Below are 24,470 nucleotides of genomic sequence, written 5' to 3'. Positions count from 1 at the left end.
TTACTCATATTGGTGGTGATGCTTTTGCTGATTGGACATCATGTACTTCATTAACTATCCCGAATAGTGTTACTCATATTGGTGGTGATGCTTTTGCTGATTGGACATCATGTACTTCATTAACTATCCCGAATAGTGTTACTCATATTGGATGGTATGCTTTCCAAAACTGGACATCATGTACATCAATTACGTGTTTAGCAACAACTCCGCCAAATGTAGGAGTAATGATTTTTTATAACACAAACAACGCACCTATTTATGTTCCAGCCGAGTCTGTTGACGCATACAAAACCGCACCCAATTGGTCAACTTACGCAAGTCGCATCTTTGCAATGCCATTGAATAACATGGGGTGAACAATGCCAAAAATTACAATAAGAAATTTAGATACCGAGATTAATCGACGTATCAAATTGATAAAGACCTCTACATCCGTTGTTGATGTAGGAGAACAAAATGGTGCTGTTTCAGATCAATCTGATTCAGTTCATATTTGCTTATCATTGCTCGAAATCCCTGATATTCCTATCGGTTGTGAAGGTGCAGTTAGTTATATCGAAATTGGCACTATTACTGATGGTGGAATTATCGATGTTTATTTAAATGATGAGATAGTTCCTGTAGATAGCAATTTCTTTTTTAGAGTAGGCGGAGCATCGGAAAAACTACGTCAAGTCGGGATAAATTCAATCGCATTAAATGAAGATGGTACTCCAGCAACCGATTACGGTAATGGAGATTATTATGATGTCTACAGAGCAAGATTAATTAATTTAACGGATGATTATCAGAAAATTCGAATCGAAGCACTGGATGCAAATCCAGTAGATATAAATTTCACACCTGAGAACGAGTCATTCTTTTATGTTGATTCAGATTTTGAAAGCTTCGCCACGTTCTGTTTAGCTCCAACATCAAATTTTATTAGTTGCGATGGAGCATTAAACTCTGTTTTATTTTTTGATGCTGTTTCACCAGAAACTAATCCACCAACAGGCACAACATATTTTAAAATAGATGGTGTCTTACTTAACGATGAAGACCCTTTTCCTGATTGGTTAGAAATACAATTCTTGAATGACCAGCAACCAGACCAATCACAAATACCTGATGGTTTTGTCGCTGATGGTGAGAATGGAAATTTAAGAAAGCTAGTTAATAATGATGGCGTATCGCACCGTATAGAAATGGGGTCTTTTGATCCCTCATTAGTTCGTGAAATTATGTACGGAAATAGCACCGTTATTGAGCGAACTGAAATCAAAGGTGAGGATTCTGGGGTTTGTTTAGCACCTTTAGATGTATGTAGTCCAACATACTATGTTGGTGATGCTGCTTTATCAGAAAACTACGATCCTAAAGCTTTTGAATACAAAATTAATGATCTTGATTTTGTTGAATTAACAATTGCTGAGAGTGGAACTTACTTAACCTCATCTATCTTTAATGCGATTAATGCAGATACGGGTATTTCAGATTTATTTGTAGCTGGCGGAACTGGTTATTATGCGTTTACTGATAATGGAGCAAACTTTACTGTTGAAGGCGGAGACGGCAGCGATACTTTTGATCCTGTAACTGTCGTTTTGCGTGACTCTCAAACCACAATAATTGCTGATATGTTTGGCTCAAGTGAAATAAGTTTACATTCTTGCGGTTTGGCAACACCAATAGATACATAAGGAGTCCGTTATGGAGCCACTTTTACAGCTCGATTGGTCTGACGATAACGGCCATACGTGGTCTGATACTCGTCTGATTCCACTTGGTAAAAAGGGAGAGTACCGAAAGCGTGTAATAGCTCGTCGGCTAGGTTCTGGTCGTGATAGAGTTTTTCGTATTCGATGTTCAGAACCTATCAATATCGTCATTATTGAAGGAAGGCTAGAATGAACAGTGGTATTCCTGCAAGAGACATACTTGTACAACCAACAGGCCAGATCACAACGATCTGGCTTATTTTTTTCGAAAGACTTTACTCTATTTATCTGCAAGCTGAGCAGAACAACGAAGAAGGCATTGCAGCAGTACGAAAGATCGCGGACGATGCTTATCAATTAGCTCAACAAGCAAATTCAATAAACACAACTCAACAGAATCAGATCAACGAGATATTAAAAAAAATTAATGGTCAGATTATTACAGAGGATCAGTTCAACAGCTTAGTCCAGAAAGTAAACACTATTGAACAAGATATTCAATCATTAACAAACCAATTAAACACCTTATCACAGCAATTTAGCTCAACAAATATTAGCAATCAGCAGAAATTTGCATCTATTAATCAACAAATTAACAACTTAGCACAATTGGTTGAAACTAAGCTCGATGATGCCCCAGTGGACGGAAAAATCTATGGACGCAAGGATGCAGAATGGCATGAAGTAATTCAGGTTAGTTTGTCTTTGCCGTTTTGGTTGGCTGATGGATCTCAGTCAAACATTCAATTAACACCTGAATATCAATTACCTTTTTGGTTATCTGATGGCACACAGCAAAACATACAAATGGTGGTGACATGACGATCCCGATTAAACGCAAGTTAGCAGGGCTTGGCGAGTTTGAAGAAACCGACAAGATTAGCATCGAGCATGGTGGTACAAATGCAAATAGCTTGCTTGAAGCACAAGACAATCTCGGTATTTCAACAAAGGCTGAACAAGCTGATCTTACAAACTTACTTAATGATGTTGTGGATCTGACAGAGGAAGTCGCAACCAAAGCAGATGCCGCAGCAGTAAATCAGGCACTATCATTAAAAGCCGATTTGGTTGATGGAGTAATCCCAGCAGCTCAATTGCCTAGCTTTGTTGATGATGTTCTTAACGGCACATACATTGATGATGAAACTTTCAATGATGAGAACGATGATCCTTACACACCTGAATCTGGAAAGATCTATGTAGATACAACGACCAACAAAACATACCGTTGGAGTGGATCAATATATGTTGAGATTGGTGGTGGAGGTGTCGCTCTTGGTGAAACATCATCAACAGCATATCGAGGTGATCGAGGCAAAGAGGCTTATGATCATAGTTTAAGTCAAGGCAATCCACACAACACAACAACGAGTGAAATCACAGAAGGCAGCAAGCTTTTCTTTACAGCAGAAAGAGTAAGACAAACCACACTCGACGGCTTTATCGCAGCAACAGCAACGCCAATTACTGCCGCTGATAATGTGCTCCAAGCACTAGGCAAAGCACAAGGGCAAATTAACAAAGCTTGGTCAGCAAATTGGGTCAACGTTGAAACGATTGGAACTCTGTATTCAGCAATTGATTTACATAACTTAGAAGCAGCAAAAATTGATGGAATGCTCTTTTTTCGTGGCTGGTTTAGAAATAGCACCGCAGCAATTCAAACTTCCAATCCAATTCTCAACATCACAGACACTTCTTATCATGTACAACATGATAATGTTGATGGACTTCAAATGATATCAACATCACCACTGTACTGGGGTACTGCCTCTGGGTCAATTAGACTTATGATAAACATAACATCAGGAGTACAGCAAATAAGCAGTGCTGCTGTTTTAAACCCCCTTAACTCCCACAGAAAAATCGGCTCAGGGCTTTGGTGCGCTGGTGTTTTAAAAAATCCGTAAATTAGGAGCCTAAAAATGGGTTTATTAAGTTCATTAACAGGATCGAGTGCAGCAAAAGCAGCAAAACGAGCCGCAGAATTACAAGCACAAGCATCAAGACAGGCGGGAGATTTAATGTCTGGTGCTTATACTTCCGCAGGTAAAACGCAATCTGATGCAGCGTTAAAAGGTTCAGGGATTTTAAGTCAGGGTTATCTTGATTCAAATGACAATCTAAACCTTGGCTATGACAAAGCCAATGCGACATTAAACAGCGGTTTAGCATCAGCAGGAGCATATCAAAATCCGTATTTGGCACTAGGTTCACAAGCAACAGGTTTATTGTCCAAAGGCTTGGCTGATGGTTCATTAACTCGTGGTTTTGGCGCATCGGATTTCAATGCTGATCCAGGTTATGCGTTCAGAAAGCAGCAAGGTATGGATGGTATTCAATCAAGTGCAGCGGCAAGTGGTGGCTTATTGAGTGGAGCCACGCTTAAGGCTCTGAACAGCTACAACAGCGACTTAGCAAGCCAAGAGTACCAAAATGCATACAATCGCTACTCTAACGATCAAGCCAATGCATTCAACCGCCTAGCAACTACAGCTGGAATGGGGCAAAACGCTGCTAACAATATGAGCAATATGACTTATAACAATGCTTCAAATATTGCGGGCAATCAGACGTCACTTGCTCAACTGATCTCCCAAGGCTTGCTAGGCTCTGCTAATGCAAATGCCAATGGTGTTTGGAGTTCTGCGGATGCGCTTGCAAATGCAGGCATTAATAGTGCAAACGCCCAAGCCAATGGCTTACTGGGTGCTGCAAATGCTAATGCAAGCGGTATTGTGGGCGCTGCTAACGCTCGTAGCCAAGGCTTGGGTAATTTATTAGGTTTGGGTGCGACTGCTGGGGCGATTGCGCTTGGTGGGCCACTGGCAGGACAAGCAATGTCAGGCGCATTAAAAAACAAATCAACAAGTTAATGAGGTGATTAATTATGGCTCTTACACAACTTGATACGCGTGTAGCCTTAGCGGCGCAAGCACCTCAAATTGATTTTAATCAATTAGCTAACAACACTCTAAGCCTTTATGACAATGTGCAACAGCGTGGGCAACAGGGTGTCTTATCACGTTTGTTGGCTCAAAATATGGGGGAGAACGGACAGCCAGATCTAAACAAAGCATTGCAATCTGTTCAGTCTAATCCGCGTCAAGCTTATCAACCTGCACTTATAAATACTTTGTCTGGTCTGTTAAAGCAACAAAGAGCTGAAGAATTAAAGGCTCAGCAGGATGCGGAGAAGTTTAAAAACGACAGTGCTAAAACTATAGCTGAGACAGAAGACAAGCGCCTTGGCAACACCCAAAAGGGACAGACATTACTTGCTAATTTGATTGCTACTTCAACTGATACAACTGATGCAGCAAGAAAATTAAGTATCCTAGGTCAACAGTATGGGTTGCCGAAGGATTTAATTGACAGTACTCTAAGTGATCTGAAAAATTTAGCTGACAACAATCAGGGCAATCCTGAAGCGTTCAAAGCTATGCAGAAAAGTTTCGGGTTATTAGGTTCTGACAAGCCTATAGAGTACCTAATGCCGAATGCAAATAATGTTTTGGATAACGAAACTAGCGTTAAAAATAATATCTTGAACAATCAAACGAGTCTCACTAATAATCAAAATACTGTTAGGGCAACTCTTAGTGGTCAGCAGATCCAAAAGGAGATTGCGGATGCCAATAGAAAGCAGAGTGATGCACATTTTCAATATCAACAGTACATTCAGAAGAATAAGCCAATTGGCAGTTTTGTTGATATAGATGGTTATCGCAGAGTAGAGTTTGCTGATGGTACATCAATGAGATCTGTGGGGGAGGATGGGCAACCTGTTAAGGTACAGGTCAAAAGTGCAACTGGGCAAATGTCACCAACAATGCAGAAAGAGCTTTTTGAGACAGACGATGCAATTAGTAGTGGTATGGCTGTCATATCTGGACTTAAAGATGCTCTCAAGCTAAATAAAACATCATATAGCGGGGTTGGTGCGATACAGAGGGCCAAAGGGGTTGGTTTTGTCTCTGATAGTGAAGAAGCAAAAAACACTGTATTAATTGACAACATTGTCACAGGGAATGCTTTGAATGCATTAAAGGCAACTTTTGGCGCTGCACCAACCGAAGGTGAAAGAAAGATTCTTTTGGATTTACAGGGTTCTGCAAATTTACCTGCAAACCAACGGGAAGCAATTTGGGAGCGAGCTATTAAAGCAGCTGAAAGGCGAGTCAAATACAATCAGCAGAAGGCTGAAGCTTTGCGAAATGGTTCATACACGTCTACCACTTATAAGGCATATAGTGATGATGAGGAGGATTCACCCAATACAGAAGGAATGTCTTATCGTGTGGATGATGTACTCAAAGCCGCCAAAGCTAGAGGTGTTTCAGTACCAGAAATGGAACGGATTATCAAAAGCTCTGGTGGCACTATAGTGAAGTGAGTAGAAATTGTGCTATAAATCTCTCATTTAGGTGGGGGATTTGTTATGGCAAATATTATTGGATTTATTGTAGCTGGGTGCTTAGTTGCCATAAGCTTGGGTTTTTGGGATATTTCAATAACAACATTTTCATCATTTGTGGCTATGTTGGCTGCATTATATGCAGCTGGAACAAGTTATGATAATCACCAAAGACTAATAAATATTCAAGATCAACTATACGATATAAAGAAAAATACAGAGAAATAGTTTACAAAGGGTTTAGAAATGAAAAAAATATTTTTACTTTGCGGTTTATTGACTTCAAGTATTAGTTTTGGGGCAGATTGGAAATATGCAGCCATTGGTGCGCAGAATGATAGGGCAATTTATGTCGATAGCAGTCAGTATATATATGACAAGAAAAACAACACTGTAAAAGCATGGTTTAAAACTGTTAGTTATAAAGATTTGGAGGGAAGCGAAACATATACTAAATCAAAGAACCTGTATCAGTTCTCTTGTCTTGACAATAAGATAAAGCTTTTAGCTTATGTAAATTACAGCAAGGATGGATCTGTTATTTCGTCTGGATCACAAGAAAGTAAAAGTGTGAAATTTGATTTTGTTATTCCTGACACAATTGGTGAGAGCATGTGGAGAGTTGCATGTTTAACCAAGGGAGGGGGATTTAGATATCCTAAATATCAATTAGGGGAGAGGTTATCTAAAGCAGAAACAGAAAAAATATTCCCAAAAGGACATGAATCAGAAAAATTCACCCAAGAAGAAATAGATGAATTTTATAAGAATTTAACAGCTAATTAAATTACAACATGACCTCTAAAGACTTCACCCACCCCACATACTCAAATCCCGTTATGGACATGTGGGAGTTCTTTGAAGAAAACCCACAGTACAGGCTTTTAAAGTATGAGCATGTGAGTGGTGGAATAAGAGTTTTCTATACCACAATCCAGTAAGCACCTTAGGGTGCTTTTTTATTGTCCGAGGATAAGTTATGGCTACAAGACAGCAAATTGAACAAATGCTAGGCAATCCAAATGTGCGAAAAATGCTGGATTTGATTGCTAAAACTGAAGGTGTGGCGCATGGATACAACACATTGTTTGGCAATCAACGTATTGATAATCTTTCCTCACATCCAAACATAAGAAAACAGTTTAAGCAAACAGATGGAAAGGTTAATTACACAACAGCAGCAGGACGCTATCAGTTTCTAAAGAATACTTGGGATGGTTTAGCTAAACAGTATGGGCTAAATGACTTCTCATCAAAATCTCAAGACGTTGGGGCAATCGCTTTACTCGCACAAAATGGAGCGCTCCCTTATGTACTTAAAGGGGATTATCTAAATGCCGTGAAAAGATCAGGTAGCACATGGGCTTCTTTACCGTCCGCACCTGAGCGCTATTCACAGCCTAAACGTGGGTGGGATTTCGTGAATCAGAGTTTGGGCTCGCAAACATCTCAAGCACAACAAAGCCAGTACCAGCCAGAACTAGCATCAGCACAAGATACTTTGAGGCTTAAGGGCAATACAGGCATGCTTCAGCCGACATCAGCAGAAGAAACCTTGCGCATGAAAGGTGGTTATGCACCAGAACTAGCATCAGCACAAGAAACGATTAGACTAAAAGGTGGATGATATGGCAACACAGCAGCGAATGGGCACACTTGAAGATCTAATGAATCTTCAAGAAGTGAAAAATGACAGTAGTGCTCAACCTAGAATGGGCACATTGGATGATCTGATGGCCTTGCAACTAAATGAAGATGGAAAAGAGGTTAAGAATTTAGGTACTCAGAAGCCAATGCAGTTCAAGGCTTACGATTGGAAAGCAGAGCAAAACAAAGCAATGCAAAACGAGGCTAAGAAGGCAGGCCCTACTTCGGCGGCAGAGTCTATTGTTCTTGGTCTGTATGGCAAACTCCCTTCTGGGATTGCTCAAGCTTACTACAAGACAAGTGACTCACTGAATAAAGGGATTAATACCCTAACTGGAACAAACTATTTACCAACTGAGCGTTATGAAAATTTCACACAACAGCGTCAAGATTGGGAGGATTTTCACAACGCTAGACGAGATTCGAATGATCAAGGGTACGATTGGTGGAGACTCGGAGGTGAAGTAGGGGTTGCATTGCCAGCTATTTTAAGTGGAGGTGGTGGACTTGCAGCTGCTACAGGTCGAGGAGCGTTGTCTGGAGGTGTGATTGAGGGTAGCTCTTACGCTCAAAATGCCAATGAAAGATACAAGAATGCTGCGCTTGGTGGTATAGGTGGTGCAGCAGGTGGATTATTGAGTCGTGCTATTAGCGGAGAAGTTATTAGAGGTATTAATGCCTACAGGAACAACCTACAGCAAGGTGCAAAAGAGATTATTGAGCAGGGTGAGAAACATGGTGTTAGAACATCTGTAGGTGATGTGGGTGGAAATCCACATATCCGAAGAACTGAGACAGTGTTAGATCGAATTCCTTTTATCGGCACTTCCAAGTTTAGAGAGGCTCAACAAAAAGAGGTTTCTGGTGCTGCAAATAGTGTGGTTGAAGGAATGCGAAGAAAGATAAATGAGACTGACTATAAAAGTTTAGGTAAGATTCAAAATGCCGCTTCAAATGGTGATAAAAATGCAATCAGAATCATGAACCTAGTAAGCAAAACAGGGGACGATAGTGGAAAAATCCTGCAGGCGGCAGCTGAAATAAAACACTGGCGAGGTCAACAAGTAGCATCAGAGTTGTTTGGGAGAGTAGCGAAATCGGCAGGTAATGGCAAAGTTCCAGCTTCAAATACAATGAAGGCTATTGAGGATGTAATAGCAAGTGACTCTAAGACGATCCCAAATAAAGAGCTATTAAACGAATTGAATTCTATTAAAAGTAATTGGGCTTCCCCAGGTAATCCACAAACCTTTCGAGAGCTACAGGCTGCTAGATCTCGGCTAGGGCAGTTAGTAAATGAATGGGGTGGCGCAGCAGTTAAAAAAGACACTTCTGCTTTAACTAAAATTCGTGCAGCCATTGATGATGATATGGCAGACTTTGCAAATAATTCTAACAATCCGCGTCTTATTAGAGAGTTTAAACAAGCTAATAAATTTTATCAGGACTTGCAGGCCAGTAAAGATAGAGCACTTGCACGATCAATGAAAAGTAGTGAGCCTGATCAAATTTTTAAAACCTTTATACAATATGGTAAAGGTGACAAAGCAGCTAATTTCTACAAAAATCTTGATCCTAAAGGGCGAGCAGCCTTGCGCTTTGAAATGGCTAATCAAGCATTAAACAAAGCAACGGATGAGGGTAAAGATTTTTTTAGTCCTGCTAAATTTGCTAATGAGTTTGAGCGATTACGTGATCCGTATAAAAATATTTTTAATGGGTCTGACAAGGCAGAAATGGACGGATTTTTAAAACTGATGCGTCATGTTGAACAGGCTGGGCAATATTCAAGCAACCCAACAAATGGAAGCATGGTTATTCTTCCAGCTTCAGGTCTAGGACTAGCAAAGCTAGCAATGACAGAGCCCTTAAGTGCCACCGCTTCTGTTGGATCAATCTATGGAATGTCTAAACTTTTCACCACCCCAACAGGACGACGTATCCTGCTTGCAGCAAAAGATCTTCCTCCCGATTCCCCGAAACTTGGTAATTTGCTAAAAATGGCACAAAGACTATCAGTAGCTACTGGAGCAACATCCAGCACAGACTAAACCACACCCATCACTAAACCGCCAGTTATGGCGGTTTTTCTATTTATAAAGGTGACAAAAATGGCAGCAGCATACCCACTTGCGCCAGTGAAATACCGTGCGTTTGATAAAAATGGCGAGCCTTTGATTGGCGGTCAAGTCTTTGCTTATGAATCGGGCAGCACGACAGAGCCAAAAGATACATACCCAGATCGATCAATGGAAAGCCTGAATACATGGCCTGTTATTCTTGATGATACAGGCAGTGCAGCAATTTACATTTCGGGAGACTACTATTTCCGTGTATTTGATGCTGAAGGAAATCTGATCGAGGAAGGTGATGGCGTAGCAGATCCTGAATCTGTGGCACAGGCTCTAATTGATGGAACTTCAGGAGGTGCGAACAATTTAGAGCAGCGTGTTGCCGATCTTGAAGATGCACGTGATGAACATACTGACCAAATCAACGATTTGATTGATGATACTGCACAATTACGAATCGACTTGAACAAAGAAGTTGAAACAGATCGTGATGCAGCAATCGATGCAGCTATTGAAGCGTTGGCGCAGACATTCGATGAGCAGATAGAACAAGCAATTGAGAGTATGAGGATTAAGGTCGGTGATATTCATATTTCAACAATGGCTACAGATCCAGCAACAAAGTTGGGCTATGGCACTTGGGAGCTTGTCGCAAAAGGAAAAGCGATCGTGGGATTGTCGGATGTTTCAACCGATCCAGCGTGGACTAAAATTCTTGGCGGTACTGCTGGAGCATACGATGTTGCTTTGACTGCAAATCAGAACGGTCCACACGACCATGGCGTTCCGTTTTCTGTCAACACATCAGGGAGCGGAACAATTGATGCTAAATCTGGCGGGGTGACTGGATCAACAACTACGGATAGCTCTGGACAAGGCGAACCACACAACAACGTACAGCCATCAATGGTTTTCGCCATCTGGCGAAGAACTGCATAAAACACAATCCGCCTAAGGCGGTTTTTTATTACCAAAAATTAGGGGAATCGTCATGCAAGAGCATGAAAAAACACTTTTCACTTTAGTTGTTATTGGAGCGCTAATCGGTATGAGTAGACTTCTAGTTTCAAGTGAGCCGTTATCACCACGATTGATCATTGGTCGAACAATTTTGGGGTCTGCAACGTCAACAATCGCAGGCATCGTATTAATTCAATTTCCTGATTTAAGCCCTGTTGCACTTGTAGCAATTGCATGTGCTTTGGGGATTTTAGGTAGTACGTTCATTGAAGAATACTTAAAGAAAAACGTAAATAAGTGGGGTGCGTGATGAGTAAGCTAACATTTGATGAAGCATTTAAGCGTTTGATTGGTCATGAGGGTCGATTCACAAATGACCGGAACGACCGTGGTAACTGGACAACTGGCATCATAGGCAAAGGTCAATTGAAAGGCACGAAATACGGCATTTCAGCAATGACATATCCGCATCTTGATATTAAAAATCTGACACTTGATCAAGCAAAGCAGATCTATAAGCGCGATTGGTGGGATGCGTTGAATGCTAACAAAATCAATCCAGCGATTGTTTTCCAAGTTTGGGATTTCGCAATTAATGCAGGCATGGCAACAGCAAAGCGCAAATTGCAATCTGCTGTTGGCGTAGCAGATGACGGCATCATTGGTCCTATTACTTTAAAAGCCATTAATGACGCCGATCTCAATGACGTATTGATGAAATTCAATGCAGAACGTTTGACTTATTACACAAAGCTTTCGACATGGGGGCGGTATGGAAAAGGGTGGACGAACCGAGTTGCAGGGCAATTGCAATACGCAGCGATTGATAATTAAAGTGAATTGCAAACGCTCAAAGTTAGCGACATTAATAACAATGCTGTGTTTGCTTTTATCAAGCTGCACAGCTCACACAATTAACACTAATGTACATGTGGGTATATGCGTAAAAGCACTATGAGCAAAATAATGCGCAAATACTGATTAAATGATTAGATTTGCGCAGATTTGTGCTCAATTAGATTTTGCTTACAGTTTTTGAAATAAAATCGTTTAAGGCTTCATCTAGACTATCCAATTTATTTGCTTCTTTATATTCTGTGATTTTTTTTAATGTATCTTCATTCACATAAAAAGCACGCTTCTTGAATCCTTTCTCTAGCATTCTGTTGTGACGTTCTTTTTGGCGTTCTGATGCTGTGCTTGCCATGTCTGAAATCTCCGTGTATATTAAATTCACTTGCAAGATTTATTGTCGTACAGACAGCTTAGAAAATAATTGATTTATCTTTTAGATAAAATCTCTTAGCTTCAATACTTGCTAAGTAATGTTTTCAGTCGCATAGACTGATTAAAAACCCCACTCTAGCCAGTGGGGTTTTGTTTTTTAAGATAAATTGTAAAAATCGGAAACCGCATTAATCACGGTGTGCTGTAAATCTCTAGCATCTAACCAATCAAAATCTACATCACCCTCACCATTTGAGGTATCAATATCATGCTCATTGCAAATCTGCTCTAGTACATCATTTTCACCAAGAACAATTGCATAAATATCTTCTTTGCTATCCCACTCTGAGTTGAATAGGCTATGGAGCTGTTGCCCTAATCTTGCTGAAAACTCTTGAGCCATTTCAGTATTGTCTAAAGCAAAGTTGTTGATTTGATCTTGTGCGTTTTGTAAATAGTTCATATTCATATCTCACTAAGTAATGTTTAATTTAATTAAGACTTTCGATCTAGCCATCTCGTCCTAATGATTAAATAATATATTGTGAGAATCTCACAGTCAAGCGCTATTCTTCTTTATTTCTAACTCTCCCGACGAACGGTCAATCCCTTTCCATCTTAACGCCCTTAATTCTTCTTTTTGCTATATACGTGCTCGCTTCAGAAGAATCATAGAAAGTCTTTGCTCCGTCTTTTTCTTTCTTAAAAACATACTGCATCGTGTACATCGCACTTATATCTGAATAGTCTTGATATTCTTCGTGTGCAGTCGTTTGGACGTGTAAGTAAAGTCCGTTTTTCTTTATGTAGTATGGGCGCATTTTCATATCTTTTAATAATTTTATATTCATACATATAAAAGCAATGTAATTAGTTTACAATGAAAAAAATTTGATAATATGATTAAGTGTTGTAAAACTAAAACACCAAATCTTCACCAAATTTATTTAAGTAATTAATTTTGTTGGTTTAATTTTATGTTGTACATATGGATGCCCGAAACCAATGGAACATGGTATTGGTCGACTGGGGAAAATTGGTTGCAGGCGAGTAGTCTTGAACAATTAATTCAAGATTTACAGGCGTATCAGGGGAAAGAGGCTGTTGTGTATTTCCCTAGCCGTAATGCGCAAATATTGCAACAAACGATGACCAAGATGCACTATAAGCAATTGGGGCATGAGGGGGTCAAATATTTACTTGAAGAGTACGTGACCTTACCTATTGATCAGATGAGGATTGTTCATCATTTTCACAATGATCAATTGAGTATTCTGGGGGTGGCACAATCGACGATAGAAACATGGCAACATGCGTTAAGCTTACTGCCAATTGAAATTGTCGCTTTTTTACCAGATTTCTTGATTTTACCCGAACCTGAAATTGATCAAGTGGTGATGGTTAACTTATACGAGCACTTGCTGGTTCGAGAAGGAGCGTATCTAGGTAATTCTGTGGATGATCTCGCGCTATTTTTAGAGTTTCAGCCATCAGGAACGCATTATCAATTTGCTAATTTAAATGCAGATCAACTCGATCATTTGGCAAATGTTTCGGATCGTGACCATCGTACCGAATTTAGCTATCAGTTTGTTCAACCGATTCGTGCTAAGCAACATCCTTTTAATGTATTCCCGAAGGCAAAAAACTCAGCTGTAAAATGGTCGGGTTACTGGAAAGCCGCTGCAATTATCTTCATGGCAGTAATCGTTGTACAGTTAAGTTATGATGCATTGCGGTGGTCAAAATTAAAGCGCGTTGCTGATCAAACCGCATTACAAGCGGTAGATCAATATAAATATTGGTTTGGCGAAAATAGTCGTGTGACAGAGCAGAACATTAAAAGCCAGTTTGAAAGTCAGTTGCGTATGAGTAAACAAGGAGATGCTCAGGCACTGTCATTATTAAGTCGGGTCGGACCAATTTTAATGCAAAATCGAATTGTTGCGCAGCAAGTCAATTTTGATGCTGCTGTTTTATCAATGGCATTAAAGGCAAATTCAGCCAGTGATTTGCAAGCATTGGTACAACAGTTAAATCAACAGGGATTCCAGGCAGAGTTGGGGAATGTACAGGCAGATAGTGTGGGTGCTATCGGGACGGTAAAAGTAAAATAATGAAAGCATTTACACAATTACAAAACTTTGTAGATCAGAAAGTAGAACTTATTGATCATTATTTACAAAGATTATCGCCGCGTGAAAGGGTGATGGTTATATTTACTACCATCTTTGTGGTTGTAGTGGTTATCGCAACTGCGCTTTGGCAAATGCATAGCAAGGCAAATCAGCAGCAAAAGCGTCTCAATGAGTTAAAAGATTTAACGGTCTGGATGCAAAGTAATGCTGCCACGATGAAGCCTGCGAATGACCTAGAACTCTCTGCCGCAGATAAAATCCAGCGAGCAGCACAACAGCAGGGTCTTGCAGTTTCGTCACAGCAAAATGGTGAACAACTGCAATTAGTTGCAGAACATCGGAACTATGCTGTACTGGCTAATTTCCTCATGCAATTATCTCAAATGGGGTTGAGCATTGTAAAAATGGATATGGTTTCGAGCAATAATCAGATTAAATTAACTGCAACTGTTCAATAAATCATAATGCGTGGTTGAAATCTCAACAGACTTTAAAATAACTCTATGCCAAGCATGGTGTTTTGATGAGCCTATGCCTATAATATGGTTACTTGAAAATCAGTAGACTGTGATTGGTATGTTATATTCATTGGCTCGCCCTTTGTTGTTTACTTTAGCACCTGAACGTGCGCACGAAGTCACACTTTCTATGCTGGATAAAGCGCATAAATTAGGTCTAATGCATCAAAAAGTCGAAGCAAAACCTGTGACATGTATGGGGATTCAATTTCCTAATCCAGTTGGCCTCGCAGCAGGTTTAGATAAAAATGGCGCGCACATTGATGCCTTAGCAGCATTAGGCTTTGGGTTTATTGAAATTGGTACAATCACACCACGACCACAAGCAGGCAATCCGCAACCGCGTTTATTCCGTATCCCTGAAGCGAAAGCAATTATTAATCGTATGGGATTCAATAATGATGGTGTCGATCAACTGGTTGAAAATGTCAAAGCTTCAAAATTTAAGGGAATTCTTGGCATTAATATTGGTAAAAATGCCGATACGCCTGTAGAAGATGCAGTTTCTGATTATTTGATTTGCTTAGAAAAAGTTTATAACTACGCTTCCTATATTACAGTCAATATTTCCTCACCAAATACCAAAAATCTCCGTAGTTTACAAAGTGGTGATGCATTAACTGAGTTGTTACAGACTTTAAAAAATCGCCAATTAGAGCTTTCACAACAATACAATCATTATGTGCCATTGGTATTAAAAGTGGCACCAGATTTAACAACAGAAGATGTTCAGTTTATTGCTACGCAATTATTGAGTTTTAAAATTGACGGTTTAATTGTCACTAACACGACTTTAGGGCGTGAAGGTGTAGAAAATTTAGCATATGGCGATGAGGCGGGTGGTTTATCTGGCGCACCCGTGTTTGAAAAAAGCACAGAATGTTTACGTCAATTTTCTAAAACGCTACAAGGAAAAATTCCACTGATTGGTGTTGGTGGTATTTTGTCTGGCGAAGAAGCTGTTGCAAAACAGCTTGCAGGTGCCAGTTTGGTACAAGTATATAGTGGCTTAATTTATACAGGCCCGAAGCTTGTAAAAGATTGTGTTAGTGCGATGACTGTGTGAAATGAACACGCTTGATATCATTATTCTGATCATCTTGCTCATTGGAGGGCTGAACGGTTTGCGTCAAGGATTTATTAAAGCCTTTGCGAACTTGGTCGGATGGATATTCGCATTGATCGTTGGGGCAAAATACGCTGTGGTGTTAGCACCTGCAATGGCTGGTTTGAGCCAAGACCCAGTCGTGCAAAAAATTGCAGCTTTTGCCTTTATCGTATTGATCATTGTTGTGTGTACATGGATTGTTTCTGCATTTTTGAATGGGCTCTTGAAAAGTTTGAAATTGGGCCCATTAAATCGTTTAGCAGGCGGTGCTTTTGGTTCTTTAAAAGGGCTGTTAATCGTCTTAATTACCATGCAGGGCTTGGGTCCTTGGGTTGAGAGTTCGCCGCATTGGAAACAATCTAAATTTGTGCAAGTTTTATTGCCTTATGCGCCTTTGGCCACTGAGTTATCGAAAGATGCAGCCAATCAAGCATTAAATCAAATGACATCTGAGGGGGCGTTGCTACATCGCCCTTCAAGCAAAATCGATGAATCGGAGCGGGTATTAGCCAATGAACGTTCTGATCATTCAACCAGAAATCCGTTTTATTAATTGGGGTTAAACCCCGTTCCTAGCTTGTCGCGAGGTTGCTATGTGTGGAGTTGTTGGGATTGCCGGTAAATCGCCAGTAAACCAAATGTTATTTGATGCTTTAACGATGTTGCAACATCGAGGACAAGATGCAGCGGGGATCGTGACTTGCCATCAAGGGCGATTATTTCTCCGTAAAGATAATGGCATGGTACGTGATGTATTTCATACCCGTCATATGCGTGCGTTGCTGGGAAATTATGGAATCGGTCATGTGCGTTATCCAACAGCGGGTTCATCAAGCAGTGCTGAAGCACAACCGTTCTATGTGAACTCTCCATACGGTATTACCTTGGCACATAACGGTAACTTAACCAATGCCATAGAAATACACGATGATCTGTTTAAAACAGATTTACGCCACATGAATACTGACTCTGATTCTGAAGTTTTACTCAATGTATTTGCGCATGAGTTACAAAAAATCGGTACCTTAAATCCAACACCTGAAGATATTTTCCATACCGTTTCACGTGTTCATGAGCGTTGTAAAGGTGCTTATGGTGTAGTCGCTATGATTACTGGACATGGCTTGGTCGGCTTCCGTGACCCAAATGGTATCCGTCCATTGATCTATGGTTCACGTGAGACTGAACAAGGTACTGAGTATATTATTGCCTCTGAATCAGTTGCGATTACTGCGCTTGGTTTTAAAATTGAACGTGATATTGCACCAGGTGAAGCGATTTTTATCAATTCTGATGGTCAATTATTTACAAAACAATGTGCAGCAAACCCAGAGTATCGTCCGTGTATTTTTGAGTATGTGTACTTTGCTCGTCCTGATGCAACCATTGATGGGATCTCTGTTTACAAAGCCCGTTTGAAAATGGGTGAGAAACTTGCACATAAGATTCTCAAAGAATGGGGCGAGGAGCATGACATTGATGTTGTGATTCCAATTCCAGATACCAGTCGTACCTCTGCTTTAGAGTTGGCAAATATTCTGGGAGTTAAATTCCGTGAAGGTTTCATGAAAAACCGCTATATCGGTCGTACCTTCATCATGCCAGGTCAACAACAGCGTAAAAAATCTGTACGTCAAAAGTTGAACCCAGTTGAGCTTGAGTTTAAAGACAAGAATGTTTTATTGGTGGATGACTCAATTGTACGTGGTACAACGTGTAATGAGATCATTCAAATGGCACGTGATTCTGGTGCGAAAAAAGTATTCTTTGCTTCTGCTGCACCTATGGTGAAATATCCAAACGTGTATGGTATTGATATGCCAGCTAAATCAGAATTAATTGCTTCTGAGCGCAGTGTTGAAGAAATTCGTGAAATTATTGGTGCTGACCGTTTAATCTTCCAAGATTTAGAAGATTTAAAAAATGCAGTGCGTACCAGCAAAGTACCAGACTTAAGAGAGTTTGATTGCTCTGTTTTTGATGGTGTGTATGTTGCAGGTGGTATTAATCAACAATATCTGACGGATCTTGAGCAAAAGCGCAATGATACAGCCAAGAAAAATGCAGATGGCTATATTGATGTGAATATCGATGCAGCTTCAGTTGATTTAACGGGTATTCGAGAAGCATAATTTTCTTATATCTAGAAAAGCGGGAAATTCCCGCTTTTTTATTTTATGATAGAACTTGAATCTACCTATAAACAATGTAATCAGGAAAATTTACATTGAAAGAAATGAGCCACTATTTAATTGAAAATAAAAGTATTGCATGGTCAATGAGTTTTTGTTGGCTCGCGATGTTATTGACCGTTTTTATTCTCAATTTGATTTTAGGGTTAGTGGTTCATTTTTTTGATTATACCCAGCCGATTTGGTGGCATGTTCTTAGTCCATATTTTATTGGCTTATTGTTTTTAGTGTTGGTTTGGTCAGTTGGGGCGGAATTTTATGTATTGCGAGAAGGAGGTCATTCTCTTGCTAAACAGTTGAAAGCGCGCCGTTTAATCTTTGATGAAAGCACACCCGAAGAAAGTACTGCTTTAAGAGTGGTTGATCAAGTTGCAAAAAGCTTTGCAATTGAAACACCAGCTGTCTATGTATTACCTGATGAAGTCGGCGTTAATGCCTTAACTGCTGGGTTTAAATCTCAAGATATTGTGATTATTTTGACTTGGGGAGCTTTGCAGAATCTTGATGAATTAGAACTGTATGGCTTGCTAAGTTATGAGTTTAATCAAATTTTATCAGGTGAAGCGGTCGAAAATACCAAACTTAAAATCTTATATAGCGGTTTAACAACTTTTAGCCAATGGGGCAGCAAATTGGCTCAAGCAGGTTATAACCCTTATGCAACCAACCGCCGTAATAAGTTCGAGACGATCTTTGTGGCCATTGGTGGTGTCATTTGGTTGATTGGAAGTTTAGGTATTCTTATAACGCGCTTTATTAAGTATTTAACTTTAAGTGGTCGTACTTTTCGTAATGATTTGAAAACAATGCATTTGATGAATAACAATGCCAATATTCAAACATTATTACGTATCTATGTGCATCACTCAGGTTCTCAGATTCATAGTGCCTATTCTGAATCCATTTCACACATGTGTTTTGCGAACTCACTTAGTCCCCAAAGCTGGATGAATATTCATCCTAGTATCAAAGACCGTATTTATGAGTTGAATCCAACGTTATTGCAAGACTTACAACTAGAAAATCTAAGAAAGTTACGCAGTCGACCATTGTTTAGTTTATTTCGATCTTTAGAGGAAGAAATAGCTGATGCAACAACACCTTGGAGTTCTCCTCAGCCATTACCTTTATTGCGCTTGTCTCCAATCAGTTTCGCTTTAAATGATGCGATTAAGCCGTTAAATCCTGAGTTGCGAAAAAATAAAAAGCGTCCTGAACTGATTCAAAGAGCCATGCAAACAGCGACAGGTTCACGTGAAGTCATGGTTGCGATTTTAATGATTCGTCAATATCGTGAATTTATTCCACAAGATGCACCAGTCAGCCATGCGATTGTCGATGCATTACTTCATCTTGATGGTCGTATTCATGTGCAGATTTTTCATGATGCATGTAAGAACATTGGGCATATGCCCGCGAGTATCGCACGTCAGTTTTTAACCAAACTAGCCAATATTATTCAGGCAGATGGTGAAGTTGGTTTACTCGATGCATTGCTATTAGAAAAAGTGAAGCATGAATTGAATTTGATGCCTGCCCATTTACCTACATCATTTGAAGAGGTGAAATCCCAGATTGTTCATTTGATCGATGCATTATTGCATGTACAACAGATTAACAGTCCAAATCAGTTGGAAGTACGTGAGCGTATTTTAAGATTTATCTTAACTGAAGATGAAATGCAGACTTATGCGGACATCTCAGATGAGCCTTTAGATTTAGCAGAAATACTGAATGACGTGTCAGGGCTATTGCTACGTGATCGCCTGAATATTCTTTCGATCGCTGAGCGTTGCTTATGGAGTGATCGAATTATTACCCAAGATGAACTTGATGTCTTGGAACTGCTATATTGGCGTTTGGGTTTTGATACACAAGAAGTGGTCGAGCAAATGCTAAAGAAAAATAGTTTAATGATTATTTAGTTGATTAGATGGATAAAATGACATTAATAAAAATGAATGCCCGTGATTTGATTGTCGATTTACTTTTAGGTTCACAAGGACGAGCAATTTCAATCAAACAAATTATTATTGCGGCAAAGCTATTTGAGATTAGCGAAAATAGTATTCGGGTTGCGGTAACTCGTTTATCCAGTGAGGGTGTGATTGAAGCTGTAGAGCGAGGTGTTTATCAATTCACGCATCGATCCCATGAGTGGGCTGATGTCATGCTCAATCGAAAACGTGGTATTAAACAAACCAAAGTTTGGAATCATCAATATCTTGCTGTTTTTACGGGTGGGCTCGGACGTGTTGATCGAACGGCACTGAATCGTCGCGAGCGAATTTTGAAACATTTTGGATTTAAGGAATTGGAACAAGGGATTTTCATTCGTCCCGATAACTTGGCGATTGAATTTAATGATTTGATCATTGAACTTAGAAATTCAGGTCTGGAGAAAAATGCCAGTATTTGTCAAATTAATCAATTTGATGAAAAAACAGCAGCCACTATCCCAAGCTTGTGGCCTACTGAAAATCTAAATCAAAACTATAAGAAATATAGCCAAATGATTCAGGAGTGGTTACTTGTGGTGAATGAGTTAGATTTAGAAGAAGCAACCAAAGAATCTTTATTATTAGGTCGTCAAACAATTTCCTTACTCATGAATGACCCCTTATTACCTGAAGATTTCGTGGATGTAGAGGGAAGAAATCATTTTGCAGCCAGCGTACAACAACTTGATCAAACGGGCTTGGCGCTTTGGGCAAAATTTTATGAACTAAATGCAGTTTAAATTTTTGCCTTAAATATTACATTAATTATTTTTTTAATCTATTTATAGAAATATTAAATAATTTAAAATAAAATGCAAGGAACATGAATCAGTACGTCGCGATAAGTGATTTATTTCGCGTGATGAAATCATTGTTTTGACTCGTATGGCAAGTATTGAATGAGTTTTTTAAAAAAGAAGATTAAATTCAAAATTGAAGGAACTGGGATCACATGAAGGCAAGTAAGCAAGAAATAATTGAGTTCTTATCTCAGGAATTTCCACAAGCACTTAGAAAATGCACAATTGAAAAGATTACGGATAAAGGGGCTGATTTATTGTATCAGGTTGATCTGGATGACTTGCGTCCTGGTCAGACTGTTTCAGGCCCGACCTTAATGTTGGTGGCAGATTTCGTCTTGTATGTGGCGATACTGGGACATATGGGATTGGTCGCAATGGCGGTAACCACAAATATGACCATAAATTTTTTTCGAAAGCCCAAAGCTGGTCAGAATATACGAGCTGTTTGTAAATTGATTAAGGTGGGAAGAACTTTAGTCACAGGTGAGGTTTGGATATATTCTGGTGAAGATGAAGAACCTGTAGCACATGTGATTGGAACTTATGCACTTCCAAACAAATCCTAACAATATCTATGGCTAACAATATGAAATATCTAAAAACATAACAACATTATAGTATGCGGATGGGTCAGAACATGCTACAACTAGGATGTTCAAATTTATTTGTTCTGACATTATTCGGTAAATATGACCACTTCGCTAGACCTCATACCATTATCGCAAATTGAATTAGATCCAGAACGCATTTTGGCGATCAAACGTAATGATTTGCTGCCTTTATTTAATGATCCTCATCGTTTAAATCATTATGCGGATCATTTGGTACAAGCACAGAGTGTGTTATTAAATGGTGTAGATCCTAAGTTAAATCAGCAATTGAGTGAGGTGATTACACAAATCATTACTCAGTTGTCGCGCTCAAAAAAATATTTGGGTGGACGGCGTTTTAACGCGATACAAAAATGGTTGGGCATTGATATTGAATATGATGCGGGTCAGGTCAAATACCTTAAAGATCTAGATCAACTGATACAAGAAGCCAATCGTTTAAGTCAGAAGCTACAGATTGAAATTCAAAAATCTCAAGCTCGATTCCAGCAGGTGTTGGGATTGAGGGAACAGATGGCGGTTTATATTGTTGCAGCAGAAGAATTTCTACATGAATACCCAGAATTTAGCAAACAACAAAGTCTAGATCATTTTGTAGAGCGCCTTTCAAAAAAAATTAATACCTTGCAAACGCTACAAACCAGTAATGATATTGCAATAAAACAAATGCAATTGTCTCAACAATTATCCTTTAGCCTATTAGATCGTTTTAAAGAAGCACAGCAAGTTTTGATTCCTGCTTGGCAATACCACTTAAAGCAAAGTCGTGAATCTAACTCATCGGCAGTGCTTGAACAGTTAGACAAGAGCAGAGAAAATTTAATCCAAAATCTCAAAAAGTCATTACATAAATAAAGAGGGGACATCATGTCAAATTCAGAATTGATCCAGTCATCGAATGAGTTGGTAGAAAAACCAGAGCAGCGATTTGAATTACTGAATTTAAAAGAATTAGGTTTACAACCGCAAGATCTTGATGAAGTGATGAATGCACATAAAGAACTTGCCGATATCAATACCACAGTGGTGGCAGAATATGGAAAAAATATTGCCACGAAAACATCAACCTATACGGATGAGTTGCTTAATCTTGTGCAAAACAAGGATTTGGATGCGACAGGTCAAAAACTCAATGAAGTGGTGCAGGTTGCCCAACAATTGAATACATCTAGTATTTTAAATAAGTCTAAAAGCTCAGGTTTCTTTGGAGGGTTACTCAGTAAGATCAAAGGGGCTAAGCAAAGTTTTGACCAGCACTTTAATACCACCAAAGAGCAAATCGATGCATTAGTTAAAGAAATTGAAAGTTCTCAATCTGGTTTAAAAGCGCGTGTGGGAACACTAGATAAAATGTTTGATGCTGTTCAAGAAGAATATAAACAGCTTGGGGTTTATATTGCAGCTGGACAATTAAAACAACAAGATATTCAGCAGCAAATTTCAACCTTAACGACGCTAGAGCAAGATCAAAAGACGTCCCAACAGATTTATGATTTAAATCATTTGGCTAATAATCTTGAAAAACGTGTCAGTGATTTACAGATTTTACAGCAATCTGCGATGCAAACCTTGCCGATGATTCGTATTATTCAGTCGAATAATTTAATGTTAGTCGATAAGTTTTACGCGATTAAAAATATTACACTTCCAGCTTGGAAAAATCAGATTAGTTTGGCAATTTCATTACAAGAACAAAAGAATAGTGTGCAGTTGGCGAAAGCGATCGACGATACCACCAATGATTTATTACGCCGTAATGCTGAGTTGTTGCATCAAAACTCAGTGGATACAGCGAAAGCCAATCAACGTTCAGTAATTGATGTCGAAACCCTTGAACATGTACAAAATACCCTCATTAATACTGTGAACGATGTAATTCAAATCCAAAAAGAGGGTATGCAAAAACGGGCAGAAGCGACAACGCGATTACGTGTTTTGCAAGAGAATCTAAATCATTTGGTTTTGGAAAATAGTGGGCAGAACCCACCTAAAGTTTAATTCTTATCATATGAAAGGAAAGATCATTGTCACCCATAGATGATTTAAATGTTCAACCTATTGAGCAACGTTTAGCAGATTTGCAGCAAAGACAACGTCATTTGACGATTTGGTTTGTGTTCTTTACTACATTTGCACTTGTTACGGTTGCTTCTTTATTTGTACAAAAAGAATTTATCTATCGGTTCTTTGATCTTTCATTACATGTTCAAACTTTAGATTTACCTTATAGTGTTCAGGAGTTAGTTCCTTTCAAACAACCAGTCGACTATTTTTTTAATTTGTTGTCTTGGGTTGGATGGTTGTTCTTAAAGATTTTTGCCTCTTTTATCGGTGCGTTTTTATTGCTGAGTTGGGTAAAAAGAATTAAATTTTTCAAACGCCGACTAAACACTTGGACGCAACGTATTCTAGCGTGGGTAATTGCTTTTATTATACTTTGGTCCGGTTTGAGCTATTTACAATATGATTGGAAAGATGAAACGGAGCAAGCCTATCAACAATGGATGAGTTATAACAGCAACATCGTTGAAAGTCAGATTGCTCAAGATTTGCAGCACGCTCGTGTTTCACCAAACGAAAAAGCTTATGTGTTGGCTCAAGTTGCTTTAAATCATCGACCATTGGATCGACAAACAGCAAATGTTTATGTCAATCAGTTGATTAATGCAGAAAAAAATAACCCGACTCAGTTCAAAGACTATGATTTTAAACCTGAGCAGTTATGGACAATGCAGCGACAACTATATGGAAAAAGTGTTACTTCAATAACACAGTCCTTGGAGGCTCGTGCCCAGCAAGCTGAAAAAACCTCTCAAATCGTCAAAATGTTGTTATTGGGGTTTAGCTTTATTTTTATAAGCTTGAGTATCCTTTTATATATATTGGCGAAGCATTTAAAAACTCGTCGCCAGCGTATCGTGCAAAAACTACATCGCATTGATTGAAATTCAAAAAACCGATCGAACTCATAAAAACATACTGTTTCCTCTATGCTGTACTTTTGCGTACTATAGCCCCATGAAATGATTTTAGCCGACTTGAACTGCTTAGAATTTGGAGATTTGCATGTT

At 39.2% G+C, this 24,470-nt stretch carries 26 protein-coding genes; 24 read left to right on the top strand and 2 right to left on the bottom strand.

Translation table 11 applies throughout. From position 1 onward, the window contains the following. The 13 genes from DK207_RS15060 to DK207_RS14995 all read left to right on the top strand — a co-directional run. Window positions 1-359: leucine-rich repeat protein (locus DK207_RS15060; RefSeq protein ID WP_162540248.1), on the top strand; the 359-nt coding region annotated here is incomplete at its 5' end. Between the two features lie 3 nt (window positions 360-362). After that, entirely contained in the window at window positions 363-1,685 is a 1,323-nt protein-coding gene (locus DK207_RS15055) for a hypothetical protein (RefSeq protein ID WP_109441891.1), read from the top strand. Between the two features lie 207 nt (window positions 1,686-1,892). Next, window positions 1,893-2,525: a hypothetical protein gene (locus tag DK207_RS15045; protein ID WP_109441889.1), complete on the top strand. Its 633-nt coding sequence runs from the start codon at window positions 1,893-1,895 to the stop codon at window positions 2,523-2,525. Next, on the top strand, window positions 2,522-3,616 hold the full coding sequence (locus DK207_RS15040; protein ID WP_109441888.1) for a hypothetical protein: 1,095 nt from the start codon (window positions 2,522-2,524) through the stop codon (window positions 3,614-3,616). Before DK207_RS15045 ends, DK207_RS15040 begins: the two co-directional genes overlap by 4 nt. 15 nt (window positions 3,617-3,631) lie before the next feature. Then, on the top strand, window positions 3,632-4,582 hold the full coding sequence (locus DK207_RS15895; RefSeq protein ID WP_213066245.1) for a hypothetical protein: 951 nt from the start codon (window positions 3,632-3,634) through the stop codon (window positions 4,580-4,582). 14 nt (window positions 4,583-4,596) lie between these two features. Continuing rightward, the gene (locus DK207_RS15030; protein WP_109441887.1) at window positions 4,597-6,102 is read left to right on the top strand and encodes a hypothetical protein; all 1,506 of its coding nucleotides are present in this window, start codon (window positions 4,597-4,599) and stop codon (window positions 6,100-6,102) included. 45 nt (window positions 6,103-6,147) lie between these two features. Further along, window positions 6,148-6,351, top strand: coding sequence for a hypothetical protein (locus tag DK207_RS15025; protein WP_109441886.1), 204 nt, complete (start codon window positions 6,148-6,150; stop codon window positions 6,349-6,351). An 18-nt stretch (window positions 6,352-6,369) separates the two neighbouring features. Beyond that, window positions 6,370-6,909 (top strand): surface-adhesin E family protein, encoded by a 540-nt coding sequence (locus DK207_RS15020; protein WP_109441885.1) that lies wholly within the window; start codon window positions 6,370-6,372, stop codon window positions 6,907-6,909. A gap of 193 nt (window positions 6,910-7,102) precedes the next feature. Further along, window positions 7,103-7,750, top strand: coding sequence for a glycoside hydrolase family 104 protein (locus tag DK207_RS15015; protein ID WP_228247952.1), 648 nt, complete (start codon window positions 7,103-7,105; stop codon window positions 7,748-7,750). A 1-nt stretch (window position 7,751) separates the two neighbouring features. Further along, the gene (locus DK207_RS15010; protein WP_109441884.1) at window positions 7,752-9,821 is read left to right on the top strand and encodes a hypothetical protein; all 2,070 of its coding nucleotides are present in this window, start codon (window positions 7,752-7,754) and stop codon (window positions 9,819-9,821) included. Between the two features lie 60 nt (window positions 9,822-9,881). After that, window positions 9,882-10,781, top strand: a complete 900-nt coding sequence (locus tag DK207_RS15005) for a phage baseplate protein (RefSeq protein ID WP_109441883.1) — start codon at window positions 9,882-9,884, stop codon at window positions 10,779-10,781. Between the two features lie 52 nt (window positions 10,782-10,833). Further along, a complete protein-coding gene (locus DK207_RS15000; protein WP_109441882.1) occupies window positions 10,834-11,112 on the top strand; it encodes a phage holin family protein in 279 nt (92 codons plus the stop codon). Continuing rightward, a complete protein-coding gene (locus DK207_RS14995) occupies window positions 11,112-11,636 on the top strand; it encodes a glycoside hydrolase family 108 protein (protein ID WP_109441881.1) in 525 nt (174 codons plus the stop codon). The genes DK207_RS15000 and DK207_RS14995 overlap by 1 nt, the downstream gene beginning before the upstream one ends. Window positions 11,637-11,817: 181 nt before the next feature. On the opposite strand, the gene DK207_RS14990 is transcribed toward DK207_RS14995, so the two are convergent. Then, a complete protein-coding gene (locus DK207_RS14990) occupies window positions 11,818-12,009 on the bottom strand; it encodes a hypothetical protein (protein WP_109441880.1) in 192 nt (63 codons plus the stop codon). A 177-nt stretch (window positions 12,010-12,186) separates the two neighbouring features. Further along, window positions 12,187-12,492, bottom strand: a complete 306-nt coding sequence (locus DK207_RS14985) for a hypothetical protein (protein WP_109441879.1) — start codon at window positions 12,490-12,492, stop codon at window positions 12,187-12,189. A 514-nt stretch (window positions 12,493-13,006) separates the two neighbouring features. On the opposite strand from DK207_RS14985, the gene gspL reads away from it, so the two are divergent. From gspL to DK207_RS14925, 11 genes are all read left to right on the top strand, one after another. Continuing rightward, complete coding sequence (gspL, locus tag DK207_RS14975) at window positions 13,007-14,146, top strand: type II secretion system protein GspL (protein WP_109441878.1); 1,140 nt, start codon at window positions 13,007-13,009, stop codon at window positions 14,144-14,146. Next, on the top strand, window positions 14,146-14,625 hold the full coding sequence (gspM, locus tag DK207_RS14970; RefSeq protein WP_109441877.1) for a type II secretion system protein GspM: 480 nt from the start codon (window positions 14,146-14,148) through the stop codon (window positions 14,623-14,625). Before gspL ends, gspM begins: the two co-directional genes overlap by 1 nt. A gap of 118 nt (window positions 14,626-14,743) precedes the next feature. Further along, complete coding sequence (locus DK207_RS14965; RefSeq protein ID WP_109441876.1) at window positions 14,744-15,751, top strand: quinone-dependent dihydroorotate dehydrogenase; 1,008 nt, start codon at window positions 14,744-14,746, stop codon at window positions 15,749-15,751. 1 nt (window position 15,752) lies between these two features. After that, window positions 15,753-16,346: a CvpA family protein gene (locus DK207_RS14960; protein ID WP_109441875.1), complete on the top strand. Its 594-nt coding sequence runs from the start codon at window positions 15,753-15,755 to the stop codon at window positions 16,344-16,346. A gap of 40 nt (window positions 16,347-16,386) precedes the next feature. Further along, window positions 16,387-17,925: an amidophosphoribosyltransferase gene (gene purF / locus DK207_RS14955; protein ID WP_109441874.1), complete on the top strand. Its 1,539-nt coding sequence runs from the start codon at window positions 16,387-16,389 to the stop codon at window positions 17,923-17,925. 95 nt (window positions 17,926-18,020) lie between these two features. Next, window positions 18,021-19,910: a M48 family metalloprotease gene (locus tag DK207_RS14950; protein WP_171293703.1), complete on the top strand. Its 1,890-nt coding sequence runs from the start codon at window positions 18,021-18,023 to the stop codon at window positions 19,908-19,910. 17 nt (window positions 19,911-19,927) lie between these two features. Next, window positions 19,928-20,725 carry a PaaX family transcriptional regulator C-terminal domain-containing protein gene (locus tag DK207_RS14945; RefSeq protein WP_109441892.1) on the top strand — a complete coding sequence of 266 codons (798 nt, stop codon included), beginning with the start codon at window positions 19,928-19,930 and terminating at the stop codon, window positions 20,723-20,725. Window positions 20,726-20,937: 212 nt separating this feature from the next. Beyond that, complete coding sequence (locus tag DK207_RS14940) at window positions 20,938-21,354, top strand: PaaI family thioesterase (protein ID WP_109441872.1); 417 nt, start codon at window positions 20,938-20,940, stop codon at window positions 21,352-21,354. Between the two features lie 123 nt (window positions 21,355-21,477). Further along, entirely contained in the window at window positions 21,478-22,254 is a 777-nt protein-coding gene (locus DK207_RS14935) for a tellurium resistance protein (protein WP_109441871.1), read from the top strand. A gap of 12 nt (window positions 22,255-22,266) precedes the next feature. Beyond that, window positions 22,267-23,397: a toxic anion resistance protein gene (locus tag DK207_RS14930; protein WP_109441870.1), complete on the top strand. Its 1,131-nt coding sequence runs from the start codon at window positions 22,267-22,269 to the stop codon at window positions 23,395-23,397. 26 nt (window positions 23,398-23,423) lie between these two features. Beyond that, entirely contained in the window at window positions 23,424-24,344 is a 921-nt protein-coding gene (locus tag DK207_RS14925; RefSeq protein ID WP_109441869.1) for a hypothetical protein, read from the top strand. Window positions 24,345-24,470 lie beyond the last annotated feature (126 nt).

Origin of the sequence: Acinetobacter haemolyticus, from assembly GCF_900406815.1 — a bacterium.
GTDB lineage: Bacteria > Pseudomonadota > Gammaproteobacteria > Pseudomonadales > Moraxellaceae > Acinetobacter > Acinetobacter haemolyticus_A.
Note: the sequence above shows the minus strand (reverse complement) of the source record. Positions and strands in the feature narration are given on the sequence as shown.

What these genes read in the sequence shown, in the direction of transcription:
- DK207_RS15055 (WP_109441891.1), top strand. Translation starts at nt 363, where the DNA reads ATGCCAAAAATTACAATAAGAAATTTAGATACCGAGATTAATCGACGT.
- DK207_RS15045 (WP_109441889.1), top strand. Translation starts at nt 1,893, where the DNA reads ATGAACAGTGGTATTCCTGCAAGAGACATACTTGTACAACCAACAGGC.
- DK207_RS15040 (WP_109441888.1), top strand. Translation starts at nt 2,522, where the DNA reads ATGACGATCCCGATTAAACGCAAGTTAGCAGGGCTTGGCGAGTTTGAA.
- DK207_RS15895 (WP_213066245.1), top strand. Translation starts at nt 3,632, where the DNA reads ATGGGTTTATTAAGTTCATTAACAGGATCGAGTGCAGCAAAAGCAGCA.
- DK207_RS15030 (WP_109441887.1), top strand. Translation starts at nt 4,597, where the DNA reads ATGGCTCTTACACAACTTGATACGCGTGTAGCCTTAGCGGCGCAAGCA.
- DK207_RS15025 (WP_109441886.1), top strand. Translation starts at nt 6,148, where the DNA reads ATGGCAAATATTATTGGATTTATTGTAGCTGGGTGCTTAGTTGCCATA.
- DK207_RS15020 (WP_109441885.1), top strand. Translation starts at nt 6,370, where the DNA reads ATGAAAAAAATATTTTTACTTTGCGGTTTATTGACTTCAAGTATTAGT.
- DK207_RS15015 (WP_228247952.1), top strand. Translation starts at nt 7,103, where the DNA reads ATGGCTACAAGACAGCAAATTGAACAAATGCTAGGCAATCCAAATGTG.
- DK207_RS15010 (WP_109441884.1), top strand. Translation starts at nt 7,752, where the DNA reads ATGGCAACACAGCAGCGAATGGGCACACTTGAAGATCTAATGAATCTT.
- DK207_RS15005 (WP_109441883.1), top strand. Translation starts at nt 9,882, where the DNA reads ATGGCAGCAGCATACCCACTTGCGCCAGTGAAATACCGTGCGTTTGAT.
- DK207_RS15000 (WP_109441882.1), top strand. Translation starts at nt 10,834, where the DNA reads ATGCAAGAGCATGAAAAAACACTTTTCACTTTAGTTGTTATTGGAGCG.
- DK207_RS14995 (WP_109441881.1), top strand. Translation starts at nt 11,112, where the DNA reads ATGAGTAAGCTAACATTTGATGAAGCATTTAAGCGTTTGATTGGTCAT.
- DK207_RS14990 (WP_109441880.1), bottom strand. Translation starts at nt 12,009, where the DNA reads ATGGCAAGCACAGCATCAGAACGCCAAAAAGAACGTCACAACAGAATG.
- DK207_RS14985 (WP_109441879.1), bottom strand. Translation starts at nt 12,492, where the DNA reads ATGAACTATTTACAAAACGCACAAGATCAAATCAACAACTTTGCTTTA.
- gspL (WP_109441878.1), top strand. Translation starts at nt 13,007, where the DNA reads ATGTTGTACATATGGATGCCCGAAACCAATGGAACATGGTATTGGTCG.
- gspM (WP_109441877.1), top strand. Translation starts at nt 14,146, where the DNA reads ATGAAAGCATTTACACAATTACAAAACTTTGTAGATCAGAAAGTAGAA.
- DK207_RS14965 (WP_109441876.1), top strand. Translation starts at nt 14,744, where the DNA reads ATGTTATATTCATTGGCTCGCCCTTTGTTGTTTACTTTAGCACCTGAA.
- DK207_RS14960 (WP_109441875.1), top strand. Translation starts at nt 15,753, where the DNA reads ATGAACACGCTTGATATCATTATTCTGATCATCTTGCTCATTGGAGGG.
- purF (WP_109441874.1), top strand. Translation starts at nt 16,387, where the DNA reads ATGTGTGGAGTTGTTGGGATTGCCGGTAAATCGCCAGTAAACCAAATG.
- DK207_RS14945 (WP_109441892.1), top strand. Translation starts at nt 19,928, where the DNA reads ATGACATTAATAAAAATGAATGCCCGTGATTTGATTGTCGATTTACTT.
- DK207_RS14940 (WP_109441872.1), top strand. Translation starts at nt 20,938, where the DNA reads ATGAAGGCAAGTAAGCAAGAAATAATTGAGTTCTTATCTCAGGAATTT.
- DK207_RS14935 (WP_109441871.1), top strand. Translation starts at nt 21,478, where the DNA reads ATGACCACTTCGCTAGACCTCATACCATTATCGCAAATTGAATTAGAT.
- DK207_RS14930 (WP_109441870.1), top strand. Translation starts at nt 22,267, where the DNA reads ATGTCAAATTCAGAATTGATCCAGTCATCGAATGAGTTGGTAGAAAAA.